The sequence below is a fragment of the Bradyrhizobium sp. SZCCHNS30572 genome (assembly GCF_032484415.1).
Lineage (GTDB): Bacteria > Pseudomonadota > Alphaproteobacteria > Rhizobiales > Xanthobacteraceae > Bradyrhizobium.
The window spans coordinates 279,680-294,873 of the sequence record NZ_JAUESY010000011.1; the positions used below are offsets into that span (position 1 = coordinate 279,680).

A 15,194-nucleotide genomic window follows, 5' to 3' on the forward strand; every position below is an offset into this window, starting at 1 on the left:
CGAGGACGATGGATCGATGCTCGATGACGGTTCATCACGAACGACCATTCGCGCCGTCGGCGAAGCCATAGCCGTGGTTGGCGGCAGCTGCGGCTGCGGCCAGATCATGCTCCGACGGATCGCAGGTGAACACGCGATAGAGTGGTTCACCCTGGTCGACACGATCGCCGATCTTCTTGAACAGCATGATCCCGGAGCCCTTGTTCACCGGCGCGCCGGCGGTACGCGCCAGGCGATTGAGCCGCAGGCAATCGATCGCGGACACGACACCGTCGCGCTCCGCCTTGACGTCGAAGGCGAGATCGCCGAGCTCGCTGCGGCATTCCGGCGGGCCCTGCGCATCGATGATCTTCAGCATCTGCTTGAGCGCCGCGCCGCTGTCGAGCAGCTCGCGCGCCCTGTTGTAGCCGGCGCCGCCGCGCAGCTTCGGATCATATTCGAGCAGATGCGCGGCGAGCCGCAGCGACTTCTCGCGCAGGTCCGCAGGCGCCGACGGCTCGTTGCCCAGCACCGCCATCACGTCGCGGGCCTCCAGCACCGGACCGATGCCGTTGCCGATCGGCTGGCGGCCGTCGGTCGTGATCACCTCGACCTTGAGCCCGAAACGGTCGCCGACGAATTCGAACAGCTTGCGCAGCCGCATCGCCTCCGCGCCGCTGGTGAGCTTGGCGGTCGGCCCGACCGGCAGGTCGAGCAGCAGATGCGTCGAGCCGGCGGCCAGCTTCTTCGACAGGATCGAGGCGACCATCTGCTCGCGGGTGTCGAGGCTGAGCGGGCGCTCGACCGAGATCAGGACGTCGTCGGCCGGCGACAGATTGACGTGGCCGCCCCAGATCACGCAGCCATTGCAGGCCGCAACGATCGACTTCATTTCGTCGGCGCCGACATTCACCCGCGCCAGCACCTCCATCGTATCGGCGGTGCCGGCTGGCGAGGTGATCGCGCGCGAGGAGGTTTTTGGAATGGTCAGGCCGTGGGCGGCGACGATCGGCACCACCACCATCGAGGTGCGGTTGCCGGGTATGCCGCCGATGCAGTGCTTGTCGACCACCACCGGCTCGGGCCATTTCAATTGCGTGCCGGCATTGGCCATCGCGCGCGTCAGCGCCAGCAGCTCGCCGGAGCTCATGAAGCTGGCTGAGCCGATCAGGAAAGCCGCGATCTCCATGTCGGAGTAGCGGTAGTGGGTGAGGTCCTCGATCACGGCAGCGATCGCCTGGTCGCTCAAGGTCTCGCCCCGGATCTTGGCGCGCACCGCTTCCATGCTCTCGGGCGGGGTCGCCGGCGACACCGTCGCCCGCGTGCCGGCCGGCTCGGCGAAGCGCCGCATCGCCGGTTCCGACAGGCCGATCTCGTCGGGGCCGACCAGTGCGTCGTCGTCGGTGATCAGAAGGGTCGCCAGCAGCGTCCGCGAGTTGCAGCGCAGCTCGACGCGGCTGAAGCCGCGGAACACCTCGGGCCGCAACGCCTTCGAGCGGCGGGAGATCACGACCACGTTCTCGCGGCCGGTGTCGAGCGCGACGCTGCGGATCTTGAGCTGGGGACGGGCGGAATCTGTTGTGCTCATAGCGACCAGGATAACCTTTAAGGCGGTCCACGCCATCGCCGTTGACCCAGATCATGACGTGGCATCTGGCGGATAAGCCGAATTTTTTCTGAATGTGTCGGACGAGGATTCAGCGGCTCGGCTTTGCCGCCAACCGGCCGGGGGCCGCGGACTGAGAATAAAGCGAAGCAAGTTCAGTTGCTTGCACTCCGGTTCGGATCTCGGAGGTCGGGCGAGGGCGGGCCTGCGATGGAATGCCGGCTCCGAATCTGGGCCGCGCAGGTACCTCATCGGGTTAACCGATTGTTCAAGCCGATGACGGAGGGTTTCCGGCGGGGCGTCCATCCCGGCCTCGGCGCGCCCTTCCGGCGCGTCAGATGATCGAGCCCGACCGGAGAGGTAGATGCGGCAGTTGATTGCGAGCTTCCTGAAGAATCAGGCTGGCGCGACCTCGATCGAATACGCCATCATTGCCGGCGGATTGAGCATCGTGATCCTGGCGGCCGTCAATGGCCTGGGCTCGGGACTGAGCAGCAAGTTCACCGCGATCAACACCTCGATCAAGTAGAGCCCGCCGGTCAAATTGCCGCGCGATCAAGTCGGCGCGTGATCAACTCATTGGCCGATCAAGTCACAGGCGTCGTGATTGTGCACGACGCCTGCTGCATTGTGCCCCATCCCATTCTGTTGCGTGCGACGCGCCGCCTGTCTCCACGAACGAAGCTTCCGGCGGGGGCATCGCCGGAAGCTCGTCGAGCAGTCAGAGGTTCAACAGTCCAGCTTCAAAAGTTGCGCTGGGCGCGCAGCAGCATGCTCACCGTGTCCTGGTCCTTGAGCTGGTAGATCGCGGCCGGCTTTGCCGTGCTCGTGACGGCCGGAGCAATCGCCGTGCCCGAATATTTCTGGTCGAGGTGGCTGTAGGTCACGTCGGCCGAGAAGGTGAGGCCCTTGACCGGCGTCCATCGGGTGATGAGGCCGATCTGTCCGAGATTGAAGTCGGGATTGCAGGTCGAGCCCGCGGTCAGCATCCCGGTGGCGGCGATGCCGGCACAGATGAGGCTCGATCCCGTCTGGCCATAGCGCACCTGGGCATAGGCGCCATACAGCGCCGTATTCCAGCGCGGATCCCAATTGTGGGTGAAGGCGCCGCGCATGCCCCAGGTCTGCACGGTCGACAGGCCCGTGCCGGTGCCGAACACCGCGTCGCCGACGCCGGCGAAGCCGATGCTCTGATAGGCGCCGGCTACGCCCGTGCTGCCATACATCGAATAGGTCGTGTTGGCGAGGCTCTGGAAGTTGTAGCGGCTCGCGCCGTCGGTGTAGACCGCCTGCAGGTTGACGACGTCGCCTGGACCGGTCGGGATGTTCTTGATCGACAGCGCCAGTTGCGCGGCCCAGCCCCACTTGTCGGAGGGATGACCCGAGGTCTCGGACGCGCCGTAATAGGCGGCATGATTGTCATGCGCGGCGAACGACGCCTGGAAGATGCCCCACGCCTGGTCGACGCGAACCATGCCGATGATGTCGGGAGACACCGTCCCGCCGAAGCTGCTCGAGCCATAATTGCCGCCGAGCACGCCGGCCGCGGTGATGCCCGAGGTGTTCCAGATGTTGGTGGTGAAGAACTGCGTCTGGTCTTCCAGCGAGACCGCGGCGGTGATGCCCTGGCCGAAATCGGCGGTGTAGGTGAACTGGTTGACGCCGTTGTTGGAGCCGCTGCCGCCGACCAGGCCGTCGAAATTGTTGCCAGGATAGTTGGTCCAGGGCGCGTCGAAGGTCGACACGGCCTTGCCCATCGTGAATCCGGCGAACTGGATGAAGGCGTAGTAGACGCCGACGATGCCGCCCGAGATGGCGTCGCCGGTGTAGGACGTCGCGCCGGCGCCCGCACCGCCATAGGAGCCCGAGGTCCAGTTCAGCACGGTCTCGAAATAGGTACGCACCACGCCATATTCGGTCGCGGTGCGCGTATCGATGTTCAGATCCTGGCGCGAACGGGTCTGATAGCGGTTGCTCAGGCGGTTATCGGCGCCGGCCTGGCCTGAATAGGCGCCACCATAGTTGCTGTTGGTCCACAGCGCGGTCTCGGCGCGCAGATAGCCGCCGAGCTTGATGCAGGTGTCGGTACCGGGAATGTAGTAGAAGCCCGTGCCGTACAGCGAGCACACCTTCACATATTCGACGGCTTTGGCCTTCAGTGGAAGATCCGCAGCCTGCGCCGCCGCGGCGGACAATATCACTGCTCCCGTTCCGAGTAGCAGGCCCCTCAACGTCTTCATTTCCCGTTTCTCCGGTTGATGGCGATGCACACGGCCCCCCGCGTGTCGCCCCTGGCTTCGCCAGATTGCCGCTCCCACACCTCTGATTCCGACGGCGGCTCGATCAGCGCGGCCGGCGGAATGGTTGAATGAAGTGTGCATGAGCCAATTTCAATTTGATGAATGCGCTCTGCTTTGTTCGAAGCCCACTCGATCGTCGTTAACACGCTGCTCGCACGCACCAGCATCGACGCAGTCACGCCGCGGTTTTGGCCTCGCGGTGTCGATTTGTTAATGGTGATAATCGTGAATAGGTTAGATGGGAATCCCGAACAATCCCGGTGCACATCGCAAGCTGCGTACATCATGGCGCGTTCGCAGCGCCGCTGCCGACGCGCGATTGACCTCTCCAGCCTCGCAACGCGATCTCAGCGACGGTTGGGCTCGACGTGAATCGACGTTCGATGTGACGTCGCTGCTACCAACCCGCGTGCGTCGTAATCCGCCGCGCGCGACATTGCGTCCAGCGTGACGCCGCTGCGCCAGCGCTTGACGAAGTCGAGAAAGACCTGCAGCGGCATCGGCGGTTGCCGGCGGCTCGGATGGTACAGGAACAGTCCGGGCGTCGCGTAGCGCCAGCCGGGCAGCAGCCGCATTAGCCGTCCGTCGGCCAGATGCGACTCGATCATCGGCTCGACGAGATACGCGACGCCGATGCCGTCGAGCGCGGCATTCAGCGCCAGATCGAAGTCGTTGACGATAAGGGAGCCGTCCACGGCAATCTCGGTGCGCTCGCCGCCCTTTTCGAAGATCCAGGGCTGCAGCGTATCGTCGGCAGGGACCCGATGTCGGATGCAATTATGGGCCTGGAGATCCTCGGGCACGGCCGGCGCGGGATGCGCCGCGAGATAGCCGGGGGCGGCAACCGCAACGAAGCTGCACTCGTCGAAGACGCGGATGACCTTCATGTCGCGCTCCACCCGGTGGCCGGATCTGATGCCGGCATCAAAGCGATTGCGCACGATGTCACTGTTGGTGTCGTCGACAGCCAGTTCGATATGGATGTCCGGGTATTCGGCCAGGAATGACCTGATCAGGGGCCCGAGCCCTCTCACGGCGAACACACGGGATACGGTCAGGCGCAGGGTACCCATCGGCTTGTCGCGGAACGCGTTGATGCTCTCGATGGCCTGGTCGACCCGTTCGAGAATCGGCTGGATCTCCGCCAGCAGGCGCTCGCCGGCCTCGGTGAGGGCCACGCTGCGCGTCGTCCGGTTGAACAGCCTGACGTCCAGCCGTTCCTCGAGGCTCTTGATGGTCTGGCTGATGGTCGGCAAGGAGCAGCCGAGATGAGCGGCCGCCTTGGTGAAGCTCAACGAATCCGCGACGGCTGCGAAAGCGGAGAGCTCGGACAGCTGAACCCGTGCCATCGCTAGGCGTACTGCGCCCGGCGTTGGTCCGCATCGTGCTGAAACATCCACATCCCCCTGATACGCCGCGTCGTGCGGCTGGGACGACTTCGCCAGCGTCGTCCCGACCGATCAGGCACATCAATCTTCCATCAGGAAGCTTACGCCCGGATCACCATCCCGCGCCGCAGAGCTAGGTGCGACGTGATCATTCCGCAAGCATCGAAGTGATGTCGAAACGATCACAAATCCGCGCCTGATCGCCGGACCACCATCGCAGGATCGACTTACCTGACCTAGGCAGATATTTTTTCCACCAATTGGGGGGACGATCGATGCGGTGTCCTTGGTGGATGACCCGCAACACCACGCGCGATGGCGTGCCCACGGCAACAGCTGGAACTCGCCGTAGTCGCGGTCGAGCGACCGTTATGCACAGGGACCCGTGCGCCGCGCGAAGGTTCAGATGTCGTTCGCCGTATCGAAGCCTCAACTGGCCTTGCGTGAGCGTGCGGTGGTTCGTGCCGGCTTCTCCGACTTCTTCGGCTCCTCGGCCTTCTTCGGCTCGTCCTTGGCCTTCTTGCCGCTGATCGGCAGCAGCATCTCGCGCTGGCCTTCGACGCGCTTCTTCGGCTTCTTGGCCTTGGCCTTCGGCGCGGGGGCGCCAGCGGCGGGCGCCTTGTCACCCTCGCTGGCAAGGCTGCGCTTCAGGGCGTCCATCAGGTTGATGACGTTGCCGCTCGACTTCGGTGCAGCCTTGGCGGCGATGGTCACGCCGCTGCGCTTCTTGTTGATGAGCTCGATCAGCGCGGCCTCGTAGTGATCCTCGAAGTTCTCCGGCTGGAAGTCGGCAGATTTCTTCTCGACGATGTGCTTGGCGAGATCCAGCATGTCGCTGGTGATCTTCACATCCTGGATGTCGTCGAAATATTCTTCCTCGTTGCGCACCTCGTAAGGGTAGCGCAGCAGCGTTCCCATCAGGCCCTTGCCGAGCGGCTCCAGCGAGATGATGTGCTCGCGATTGGTGAGCACGACCCGGCCGATCGCGACCTTGTCCATGCTGCGGATGGTCTCGCGAATGACCGCGAAGGCGTCGTGGCCGACCTTGCCGTCGGGGACGAGATAATAGGGACGGATCAGATAGCGGCTGTCGATGTCGGTGCGCGGCACGAACTCGTCGATCTCGATCGTGTGCGTCGATTCCAGCGCGATGTCCTCGAGCTCGTCCTTGGTGACCTCGATGTAGGTGTCGGTGTCGACCTTGTAGCCCTTGACGATGTCGTCATTGGCGACTTCCTCGCCGGTCTCGGCATCGACCCTGCTGTATTTGATGCGGTGGCCGGTCTTGCGGTTGATCTGGTTGAAGGAGACCTTCTCGGACTCCGACGTCGCCGGATAGAGCGCGACCGGACAGGTCACGAGCGACAGGCGCAGAAAACCCTTCCAATTGGCGCGCGGGGCCATGACCTACTCCACTTAACTCCGAACTAACGGCTTGCTCCGAACCGGACTGCTGCGGGCGTCGTTCTCGCGGCAGCCGCGAGGATAACACCCGAGGCTGCGGATTCAACAAGCTGGCCGGCAGATTCTCGGATCGGCGTTAACCCGTCGCAGGGGGCGCCGCCCCGGAACATCATCTGGCGGCCGACGTTGCCAACGGGAGTGCGTGACAGAGCGCTTCACCGCTCGGAATGCGAATAACAGTGAGCTGAGGGCACCATGACAGCCAGACGACCGACGCAGATCGTCGAGACCCCCACCGAAGCGCGGCAGGGCGAGCCTGGACCGTCCGTCCTGGCGATCCTGGCCATCTCCACCGGACTGGCGCTGCTCGTCCTTGGCCTGATCTGGTTCGTGTTCTTCCGCACCTGACGCGAGGACCGTTCGATCCGCTCCATTGCGTGGCCGGGTAACGTCCGTCCGCGTCCCTCAGATCCGCGTTCGAGCCCCGCCATCCGTGCGGCGGGTCTTCTCATGCCCGTCTTTCAGAGCTTATATCCGCCCCAATTCTGTCGGCCCCTGCCGGCGGTCCCGATCGAGATGACCAAAAAGTAACCTGGTCGCTCGGGTTCCGTTCATGCACGGTTCACGGCCTTCCGGTTCATCTTGAGGGCGGAAATCGTGCAGTTCAGCTTTGGAGGCAAGCGTGCGTCTGCTCGTTGTCGAGGACGATCCGGATCTCAACCGTCAGCTCACCACGGCCCTGAGCGACGCCGGCTACGTCGTGGACCGTGCGTTCGATGGGGAGGAAGGGCACTATCTGGGCGACAGCGAGCCCTACGACGCTGTCGTGCTGGACATCGGCCTGCCCAAGATGGACGGCATTTCGGTGCTGGAGGCGTGGCGGCGCAATGGCCGGGCGATGCCGGTCTTGATTCTCACCGCGCGCGACCGCTGGAGCGACAAGGTCCAGGGCTTCGACGCCGGTGCCGACGACTACGTGGCCAAGCCCTTCCACCTGGAAGAGGTTCTGGCGCGCATCCGCGCGCTGCTGCGCCGCTCGGCCGGCCACGCCCAGAGCGAGCTGACCTGCGGGCCGGTCACCCTCGACACCCGCACTGGCAAGGTCAGCGTGTCGGGCAACCCCGTCAAGATGACCTCACACGAATACCGCCTGCTGTCCTATCTGATGCATCATTCCGGCCGCGTCGTCTCGCGCAGCGAGCTGGTCGAGCATCTCTACGACCAGGACTTCGACCGCGACTCGAACACCATCGAGGTGTTCGTCGGCCGCATCAGGAAGAAGCTCGACTGCGACGTCATCCAGACCGTGCGCGGCCTCGGCTACCTGCTGACCCCGCCGCCGGCCGCAGGCGCCTGATCCGTTTCCGGAGCCAGCCATTCGAGGTGGCCGGGCGCCGGCCGTTTCGCTAGTTTGCGGTCATGCGCCAGAGTTCACTTGCCACCCGGTTGTTCCTGTCCGCGACCGCGTGGCTCGTGGTCATCCTCGCCATCACCGGCATCGTGCTGTCCTCGGTGTATCGCAATGCGACCGAGCGCGCCTTCGATCGCCGGCTCAACCTCTATCTCCGCACCCTGATCGCCGAGGTCGCCACCCCCGACGATCCGCCGGACCGCCAATTCCAGTCCTTGGGCGAGCCGCTGTTCGAGCTGCCGCTGTCCGGCTGGTACTGGCAGATCACCCGTACCGACGCCGAGAAGCCGGAGGTACGGGCCTCGCGCTCGCTGTGGGACAAGAAGCTGCCCAAGCTGGAGGAGCAGGGGATCGAGCTGACGGCGGCCGGGATCCGGATCGGATATGTCGAAGGGCCGGAGAACCAGGACCTGCGCATGGTCGAGCGTCCGGTGGATCTCGGCTCCGACGGCAAGTTCCTGGTCAGCGTCGCCGGCGATGCCTCGGAGATCTTCGACGAGACCCGCAGCTTCGACTACTACCTCGGCGGCACCTTCACCGCGCTCGGGATCGTGCTGCTGCTCACGACCATCTTCCAGGTCCGCTATGGCCTCGCGCCGCTGAAACGCATCTCCGAATCGATCGCCGACATCCGGTCCGGGCGCGCCGAGCGGCTGGAAGGGGAGTTTCCGGTGGAGATCGCGCCGCTGGCCCGCGAGACCAATGCGCTGATCGACGCCAATCGCGAGATCGTCGAGCGGGCGCGCACGCATGTCGGCAATCTCGCCCATGCCATCAAGACGCCGCTCTCGGTCATCGTGAACGAAGCGGCGACCCATGCGGCGGACCCGTTCGCGGCCAAGGTGATGGAGCAGGCGGACGTCATGCGCGACCAGGTCGCCCACCACCTCGAGCGGGCGCGGATCGCCGCGCGCGTCACCATCGTGTCCACCGTGACGGAGGTGGCGCCGGCCATCGAGGCGCTGCGCCGCACCATGGAAAAGATCTACCGCGACCGCAGCATCGTGGTCGAGGCGACCGCCGATCCCGCCGCGCGGTTTCGCGGCGAGCGCCAGGATCTCGAGGAGATGGTCGGCAATCTGGTCGACAATGCCTGCAAATGGGCGGCTTCGCGGGTCTCGGTCGAGCTCACCGTGGAGCCGCCGGCCCAGTCCGGGGCCTCGCCGATGCTGCGGATCGTGGTCGATGACGATGGCCGCGGCCTTTCGGCGGCCGAGCGCGCCCAGGTGCTGCGGCGCGGCCAGCGGCTGGACGAATCCAAGCCGGGGTCGGGGCTCGGGCTGTCGATCGTCACCGATCTGGCTGCGCTCTATGGCGGCCGCCTGACCCTGGGCGATGCCCCGACCGGGGGACTGCGGGCGGAGCTGAGACTTCCCGGCGTTTGACGGGGCGGCGAATTTCGCCATCCTAAAGGTGTTCTTAATATCGCGGACGCTATGGTTCGGGCAGGGGTGCGCGATGTGCGCTCTCGCCGTGGAAATTTGCACGCCGGCGCATGGGTCAGACAGCTCACGAGCGGTTAAGGGAATATCTCGGGCAGCTGCCGCCGAACGCGCAGTCGCTCCTGATGCGCGAATTCGAGCGCGCCATCGAGCGCGGCCAGGACGTCGCCGTGGCGACCCTGGTGCTCGAGCAGTTGCGCAAGGTGGTGCGGCCCGTCGCGCCGCCGGCTCCCGCTCCAGCAGCCGACCCGGCGCGGCCCCAACCCGCCATCGAGGTCGCCCGTCCGCAAGGCCGCGACGAGCGCCGCCAGAGCGGCGATGGCCCGCGTCGGCTGTTCCGGCCGCTCGACCCGTTCCTCACCGATTCCACCGGTCCTCTCCGTCCCGGCCAGATCCGCCGTGCCTCGCTGCTGCCGGTCTGGCAGTGGCTCGGTCGCGAAGGCGCGCCGGAGCGCTATGCCGAATTCGAGGCCGCGATGTCGGTCTCCGGCGACAGTTCGCGCGAGGTCGAGATGACCGCACGCAAGCTGCAGCGCGCCGCCGCCGAGGCGCTGATGAACCTCGTCGGCCCCAACGCGACCGGCGACCGCCAGCGCGCGCTGGCCCGCATCGGCGCCCCCAGCGTGATCGAGGATCTGCTGCCGATCGCGCTGGTGCTGCAGAACCGCGAGGCGCTCGACGGCCTCAACGGCCGGCTGCCCGGCATCATCCGCGTGCTCGGCGATTCGCAGATTGCCTCCGTCACCGAAGCCATCAACGTGCCGTCGCTGCAGACGCCCTTGATGCTGCCGTTCGCACTGTCGCTGGTGATGCAGCGGCTCGCCGCGCCCTGGCAGATCATCCGTCTCGCCACCAAGATCGCCGCCTCCGATGACGAGATCAGGGTCGCCGCGACCCCGTTCGGCGTCGCCGTCACCATCGCGCTCAACGATCTCGCCGGTCTCGCCTCGGTGCTGCGCGCCGACATCCGGCGCGGTCATTTCTCCGATCTCGGCGATACGCTGAAGACGCTGCATGACGGCGTTCGCGGCCTGCGCACCGAGCTCGACCTGCGCTCGGATTCGAACTGGGGCAAGCAGCTCACCGCGATCCGCGCCGACATCTCCAATGCCCTGCAATCGGAGATCGACAGCGTGCCTGGCCGCGTCCGCCGCATCCTGCGCCAGCGCGCCGACAAGGACATTCCGGCCGGCGCCGGCGTCGATGGCAGCGAGGTCGAGGAGGTGGCGGCACTGATCGAGTTCGTCGCCGTCTGCCGCAACTATGCCAGCGAGCTCGCGATCAACGAGGTGACGCTGCGGACCTATTCCGATCTGCAGCAATATGTCGAGAAGGCCACCGAAGCGCTGGTGCAGTCGCTGCGCTCGGGCGACGCGCGGGCGCGCGCCTATCGGCAGTCGCAGGTGTCGGCGGCGATCCGCTTCTGTCACGTCCTGTTCGGCAACGACTACGCCCAATTGATGAGCAGGTCGGCCGAGAACGCGATGAACGGCGAGCGAAAATCCTCGCGCGCCGGTTGAGATTTTCTGCTAGTCTGTCGACGTTTTTGATTTTGCAATTTCAGGTTGACCTCGCCCCGGGGCCACGCATAGGTTCCGCCAAGTTCCATCCATTTTCATCAAGACCATGATTTCCGTCATCAACTTCGTCGAGGTCGAGAACCGCGTCGTCCGCGCGACCTATCGCAACCTCATGATCAAGGCCAAGGTCGTGCTCGTCGACAAGACGAGCGGGGCGCCACTTCCCGATCCCGTCACCACCATCGCCTCTCCGGTCCCGGTCGGGTCGCTGCGGATCAGGCTCACCGACCATGTCCGGCCGGGCACCTATTTCCTTATGGCCCTGAACGGGCACGGCAGCTATCTCGCCAAGAGCGCCGAGTTCGAGGTCCCCTAATTACGTAATCCTCCTGAGTTTTTTGGCGCGGACGGCTGCGCTACCACGGCGGCAAATGTGAATTGCCGCCGGGAACGGTGCTGGTTAAAAGCGGCGCGAGGCGCGCCTGCCGGTGGGCGCTGACTGGAACTCTGTCCGATGACTCTCTGGTTCGTGTTCGCCGTGATGACGGCCGCGGCGATCTTCGCCGTCCTGCTGCCGCTCGGCCTGGGCGCGCGGGCCGCGTCTGGCGGTCGCGAGGTCGTCGTCTACAAGGATCAGCTGGCCGAGATCGAGCGCGACGTCGAAACCGGGCTGATCGGCAAGGTCGAGGCGGAAGCCGCGCGGGTCGAGATCGGCCGCCGCCTGCTGGCTGCCGCCGACCAGGAGGGCGAGGCCGCGGGGAAGCCGAGCCTCGGCCTGCGCCGCGCGGCGGCCGTGCTGGCGCTGATCGGCGTGCCGATCGTGGCGCTCGCGGTCTACCTGCCGCTCGGCTCGCCGCAACTGCCGGATTTCCCGCTCACCGCACGCGCGGCGCCGCCCAACGGGACGCAGCCGCTGGAAACGCTGGTGGCGCAGGTCGAGCAGCACCTGCAGAAGAACCCGACCGACGGCCGCGGCTGGACCGTGCTCGCCCCGGTGCTGGCGCGGCTCGGCCGCACCGATGACGCGATTCGGGCCTATCGCAACATGATCACCTATGCCGGCGACGGCGCGGCCAAGCGCGCCGATCTCGGCGAGATGATCACGGCCGCCGCTGGCGGCGTCGTCACTGCCGAGGCCAAGGCGGAGTTCGAGCGCGCCCACGCGCTCGAGGCCGACGAGCCGAAGTCGAACTACTATCTCGGTCTCGCCGCCGAGCAGGACGGCCGCAAGGACGATGCGGCCAACATCTGGCGGGCGATGCTGGGCAAGGCGCCGGCGGATGCGCCGTGGCGGCCGCTGGTGACGGCGGCGCTCGGCCGGGTCGGCGGCGGCGAGGTGCCGGCGCTGCCGAGCGAGGCGATGGCCGCGGCCAAGAGCATGAGCGACGGTGACCGCGAGACGATGATCCGCGGCATGGTCGACCGGCTGGCGGCGCGGCTGAAGCAGAATGGCGACGACGTCGAGGGCTGGTTGCGCCTGGTGCGCGCCTACGTCGTGATGGGCGATCTCGACAAGGCCAAGGGGGCGTTGTCGGATGCGCGGCAGGCGGTGTCCGGCGATGCCGAGCGGTTGCGGCAGCTCAACGAGGGCGTGAAGACTTTCGGCTTGGATGGATGAGCGGCGCTTCCGCCGCCAACGGGATCAAGGGATGACACGCAAGCAGAGGCGTTTGACGATCATCGGCGGGGCGCTGTTCGTGCTCGCGGTCGCCGCAGGGCTGGTGCTCAACGCGCTGCGCGACTCCATCGTGTTCTTCTCGACCCCGACCATGGTCGCGGAGAAGCATATCGGCCCGGGCAAGCGCTTCCGGCTCGGCGGCCTGGTGCAGCCGGGCTCGCTGAAGCGCGGCGACGATCTCGCCGTCAGCTTCGAGGTCGCCGATGGCGGCGCCAAGCTGCCGGTCGCCTACAAGGGCATCCTGCCGGATCTGTTCCGCGAAGGGCAGGGCGTCGTCGCCGAGGGCGCGCTCGATGCCGACGGCGTGTTCAAGGCCGACACCGTGCTCGCCAAGCACGACGAGACCTACATGCCGAAGGAAGTCGCCGATGCCCTGAAGAAGCAGGGCCATTGGAAGGACGATTACGGCAAGCCGAAAGGCGGCGCCAAACCGGGCCCGGTGTCGATGCGTGAGGGCACTGACAAGACCGCGGCGGGAGCGACGCAGTGATTGCAGAGAGCGGACATTACGCCCTGGTGCTGGCGCTTGCGCTGGCGCTGATTCAGTCCACCGTGCCGATGCTCGGCGCGCATCAACGTGACGTCGCCCTGATGAATGTCGGCCGCTCGGCCGCGCTGGCGCAATTGCTGTTCGCCGGTCTCTCCTTCATCGCGCTGATCACGTTGCACGTGACCTCGGATTTCTCCGTCGCCAACGTGTTCGAGAACTCGCATTCGATGAAGCCGCTGCTCTACAAGATCACCGGCGTGTGGGGCAACCACGAAGGCTCGATGCTCTTGTGGGTGTCGATCCTGGCGCTGTTCGGGGCGATGGTCGCAGCCTTCGGCAACAATCTGCCGCTGTCCTTGCGCGCCCGCGTGCTCGCGGTGCAGGCCTGGGTGGCGACCGCGTTCTATCTGTTCATCCTGACCACATCGAATCCGTTCGCGCGCCTCGCCAACCCGCCGATCGAGGGCCGCGATCTCAATCCGGTGCTGCAGGACATCGGCCTCGCCGTGCATCCGCCGATGCTCTATCTCGGCTATGTCGGCTTCTCGATCTCGTTCTCGTTCGCAATCGCAGCCCTGCTCGAAGGCCGCATCGATGCCGCCTGGGCGCGCTGGGTGCGGCCGTGGACCCTGATGGCCTGGATCTTCCTGACGCTCGGCATCGCCATGGGCTCGTACTGGGCCTATTACGAGCTCGGCTGGGGCGGCTGGTGGTTCTGGGACCCGGTCGAGAACGCCTCGCTGATGCCCTGGCTCGCCGGCACCGCGCTGTTGCACTCCGCTGTCGTCATGGAGAAGCGCAACGCGCTCAAGGTCTGGACCATCCTGCTGTCGATCCTGACCTTCTCGCTGTCCCTGCTCGGCACCTTCCTGGTGCGCTCCGGCGTCATCACCTCGGTGCACGCCTTCGCCAGCGATCCGACGCGCGGCGTGTTCATCCTCGGCATCCTCGTGCTGTTCATCGGCGGCAGCCTGACGCTGTTCGCCGGCCGCGCCACCGCGCTGAAGCAGGGCGGCCTGTTCGCGCCGATCTCGCGCGAGGGCGCGCTGGTCTTGAACAATCTGCTGCTCACCGTGTCCTGCGCCACCGTGCTGTTCGGCACGCTCTATCCGGTGATCATGGAGGCGCTCGACTTCAAGCTCTCGGTCGGCGCGCCGTTCTACAACATCACCTTCGGCCCCTTGTTCGCGCTGTTGCTGCTGATGGTGCCGTTCGGCCCGATGCTGGCGTGGAAGCGCGGCGACCTCGTCGCGGCGGCCCAACGGCTGCTCGCGGCCGGCGTCACGGCGCTGGTGGCGATCGCGATCGTCTGGGCCTGGGCGCGCGGCGGCAGCGCGCTGGCGCCGCTCGGCATCGGTCTCGGCGTGTTCGTCATCACCGGCTCGGTCGTCGATCTGGTCGAGCGCAGCGGCGTGGCCCGCGTGCCGTTCAGGACCGCGCTGCACCGGACGGCCGGCCTGCCGCGCTCGGTGTGGGGTACGGCGTTCGCGCATGCCGGCCTCGGCGTCGCGCTGCTCGGCATCGTCTGCGAGACCACCTGGAACAGCGAGCTGATCAGTACGCTGCGTCCGGGCGACGTCCGCAATCTCGCCGGCTACCAGATCAAGTTCGACGGCATGAGCCAGCGCCAGGGCCCGAATTTCAGCGAGGTCGTCAGCACCTTCGTCATCAGCGAGGACGGCAGGCAGCTCAGCGTCCTGACGCCGAGCAAGCGCAGCTTCGCCACCCGCGGCATGTCGACGACGGAAGCCGCGCTGATGACGCGCGGCGTCAGCCAGCTCTACGTCTCGCTCGGCGATGCCACCGCCGACGGCGGGCTGGCCGTGCGCATCTATCACAAGCCGCTGGTGCTCTTGATCTGGTTCGGTCCGGTGCTGATGGCGTTCGGCGGCCTGCTGTCGCTGTCCGACCGGCGCCTGCGCGTCGGCGCGCCGCGGCCGGCGCGCGCCGCGCGCGCGCTGCAGCCGGCGGAGTAG

The 15,194-nt window shown here is 66.3% G+C and carries 14 protein-coding genes; 9 read left to right on the plus strand and 5 right to left on the minus strand.

Annotated elements, in window-relative coordinates:
* Nucleotides 1-34: 34 nt before the first annotated feature.
* Nucleotides 35-1,567, minus strand: a complete 1,533-nt coding sequence (locus tag QX048_RS30330; protein ID WP_315753061.1) for a thymidine phosphorylase family protein — start codon at nucleotides 1,565-1,567, stop codon at nucleotides 35-37.
* Nucleotides 1,568-1,949: 382 nt separating this feature from the next.
* Between QX048_RS30330 and QX048_RS30335 the strand changes: the two genes are divergently transcribed.
* Nucleotides 1,950-2,114, plus strand: coding sequence for a Flp family type IVb pilin (locus QX048_RS30335; protein ID WP_315716136.1), 165 nt, complete (start codon nucleotides 1,950-1,952; stop codon nucleotides 2,112-2,114).
* A 214-nt stretch (nucleotides 2,115-2,328) separates the two neighbouring features.
* Here the strand turns inward: QX048_RS30335 and QX048_RS30340 are convergent, their stop codons facing one another.
* The 4 genes from QX048_RS30340 to QX048_RS30355 all read right to left on the minus strand — a co-directional run bounded on the left by QX048_RS30340 (nucleotide 2,329) and on the right by QX048_RS30355 (nucleotide 6,677).
* A complete protein-coding gene (locus QX048_RS30340; RefSeq protein WP_315753059.1) occupies nucleotides 2,329-3,825 on the minus strand; it encodes a porin in 1,497 nt (498 codons plus the stop codon).
* On the minus strand, nucleotides 3,822-4,172 hold the full coding sequence (locus QX048_RS30345; RefSeq protein WP_315828269.1) for a hypothetical protein: 351 nt from the start codon (nucleotides 4,170-4,172) through the stop codon (nucleotides 3,822-3,824). Before QX048_RS30345 ends, QX048_RS30340 begins: the two co-directional genes overlap by 4 nt.
* Nucleotides 4,173-4,232: 60 nt before the next feature.
* Entirely contained in the window at nucleotides 4,233-5,234 is a 1,002-nt protein-coding gene (locus QX048_RS30350; protein WP_315753057.1) for a LysR family transcriptional regulator, read from the minus strand.
* Between the two features lie 468 nt (nucleotides 5,235-5,702).
* Complete coding sequence (locus QX048_RS30355; RefSeq protein WP_315828270.1) at nucleotides 5,703-6,677, minus strand: Ku protein; 975 nt, start codon at nucleotides 6,675-6,677, stop codon at nucleotides 5,703-5,705.
* A gap of 255 nt (nucleotides 6,678-6,932) precedes the next feature.
* Here QX048_RS30355 and QX048_RS30360 point away from each other — a divergent pair, with 255 nt between their 5' ends.
* From QX048_RS30360 to QX048_RS30395, 8 genes are all read left to right on the plus strand, one after another.
* A complete protein-coding gene (locus tag QX048_RS30360; RefSeq protein WP_315753054.1) occupies nucleotides 6,933-7,085 on the plus strand; it encodes a hypothetical protein in 153 nt (50 codons plus the stop codon).
* A 274-nt stretch (nucleotides 7,086-7,359) separates the two neighbouring features.
* Nucleotides 7,360-8,034, plus strand: coding sequence for a response regulator transcription factor (locus QX048_RS30365; protein WP_006614547.1), 675 nt, complete (start codon nucleotides 7,360-7,362; stop codon nucleotides 8,032-8,034).
* A 62-nt stretch (nucleotides 8,035-8,096) separates the two neighbouring features.
* A complete protein-coding gene (locus QX048_RS30370) occupies nucleotides 8,097-9,473 on the plus strand; it encodes a sensor histidine kinase (RefSeq protein WP_315716143.1) in 1,377 nt (458 codons plus the stop codon).
* A gap of 110 nt (nucleotides 9,474-9,583) precedes the next feature.
* Nucleotides 9,584-11,050 (plus strand): hypothetical protein, encoded by a 1,467-nt coding sequence (locus QX048_RS30375; protein WP_315828271.1) that lies wholly within the window; start codon nucleotides 9,584-9,586, stop codon nucleotides 11,048-11,050.
* Nucleotides 11,051-11,156: 106 nt separating this feature from the next.
* The gene (locus QX048_RS30380) at nucleotides 11,157-11,426 is read left to right on the plus strand and encodes a hypothetical protein (protein WP_315716145.1); all 270 of its coding nucleotides are present in this window, start codon (nucleotides 11,157-11,159) and stop codon (nucleotides 11,424-11,426) included.
* Between the two features lie 138 nt (nucleotides 11,427-11,564).
* A complete protein-coding gene (ccmI, locus tag QX048_RS30385) occupies nucleotides 11,565-12,668 on the plus strand; it encodes a c-type cytochrome biogenesis protein CcmI (protein ID WP_315828272.1) in 1,104 nt (367 codons plus the stop codon).
* A gap of 31 nt (nucleotides 12,669-12,699) precedes the next feature.
* Nucleotides 12,700-13,218, plus strand: coding sequence for a cytochrome c maturation protein CcmE (gene ccmE / locus QX048_RS30390; protein WP_315716147.1), 519 nt, complete (start codon nucleotides 12,700-12,702; stop codon nucleotides 13,216-13,218).
* The gene (locus tag QX048_RS30395) at nucleotides 13,215-15,194 is read left to right on the plus strand and encodes a heme lyase CcmF/NrfE family subunit (protein WP_315828273.1); all 1,980 of its coding nucleotides are present in this window, start codon (nucleotides 13,215-13,217) and stop codon (nucleotides 15,192-15,194) included. Before ccmE ends, QX048_RS30395 begins: the two co-directional genes overlap by 4 nt.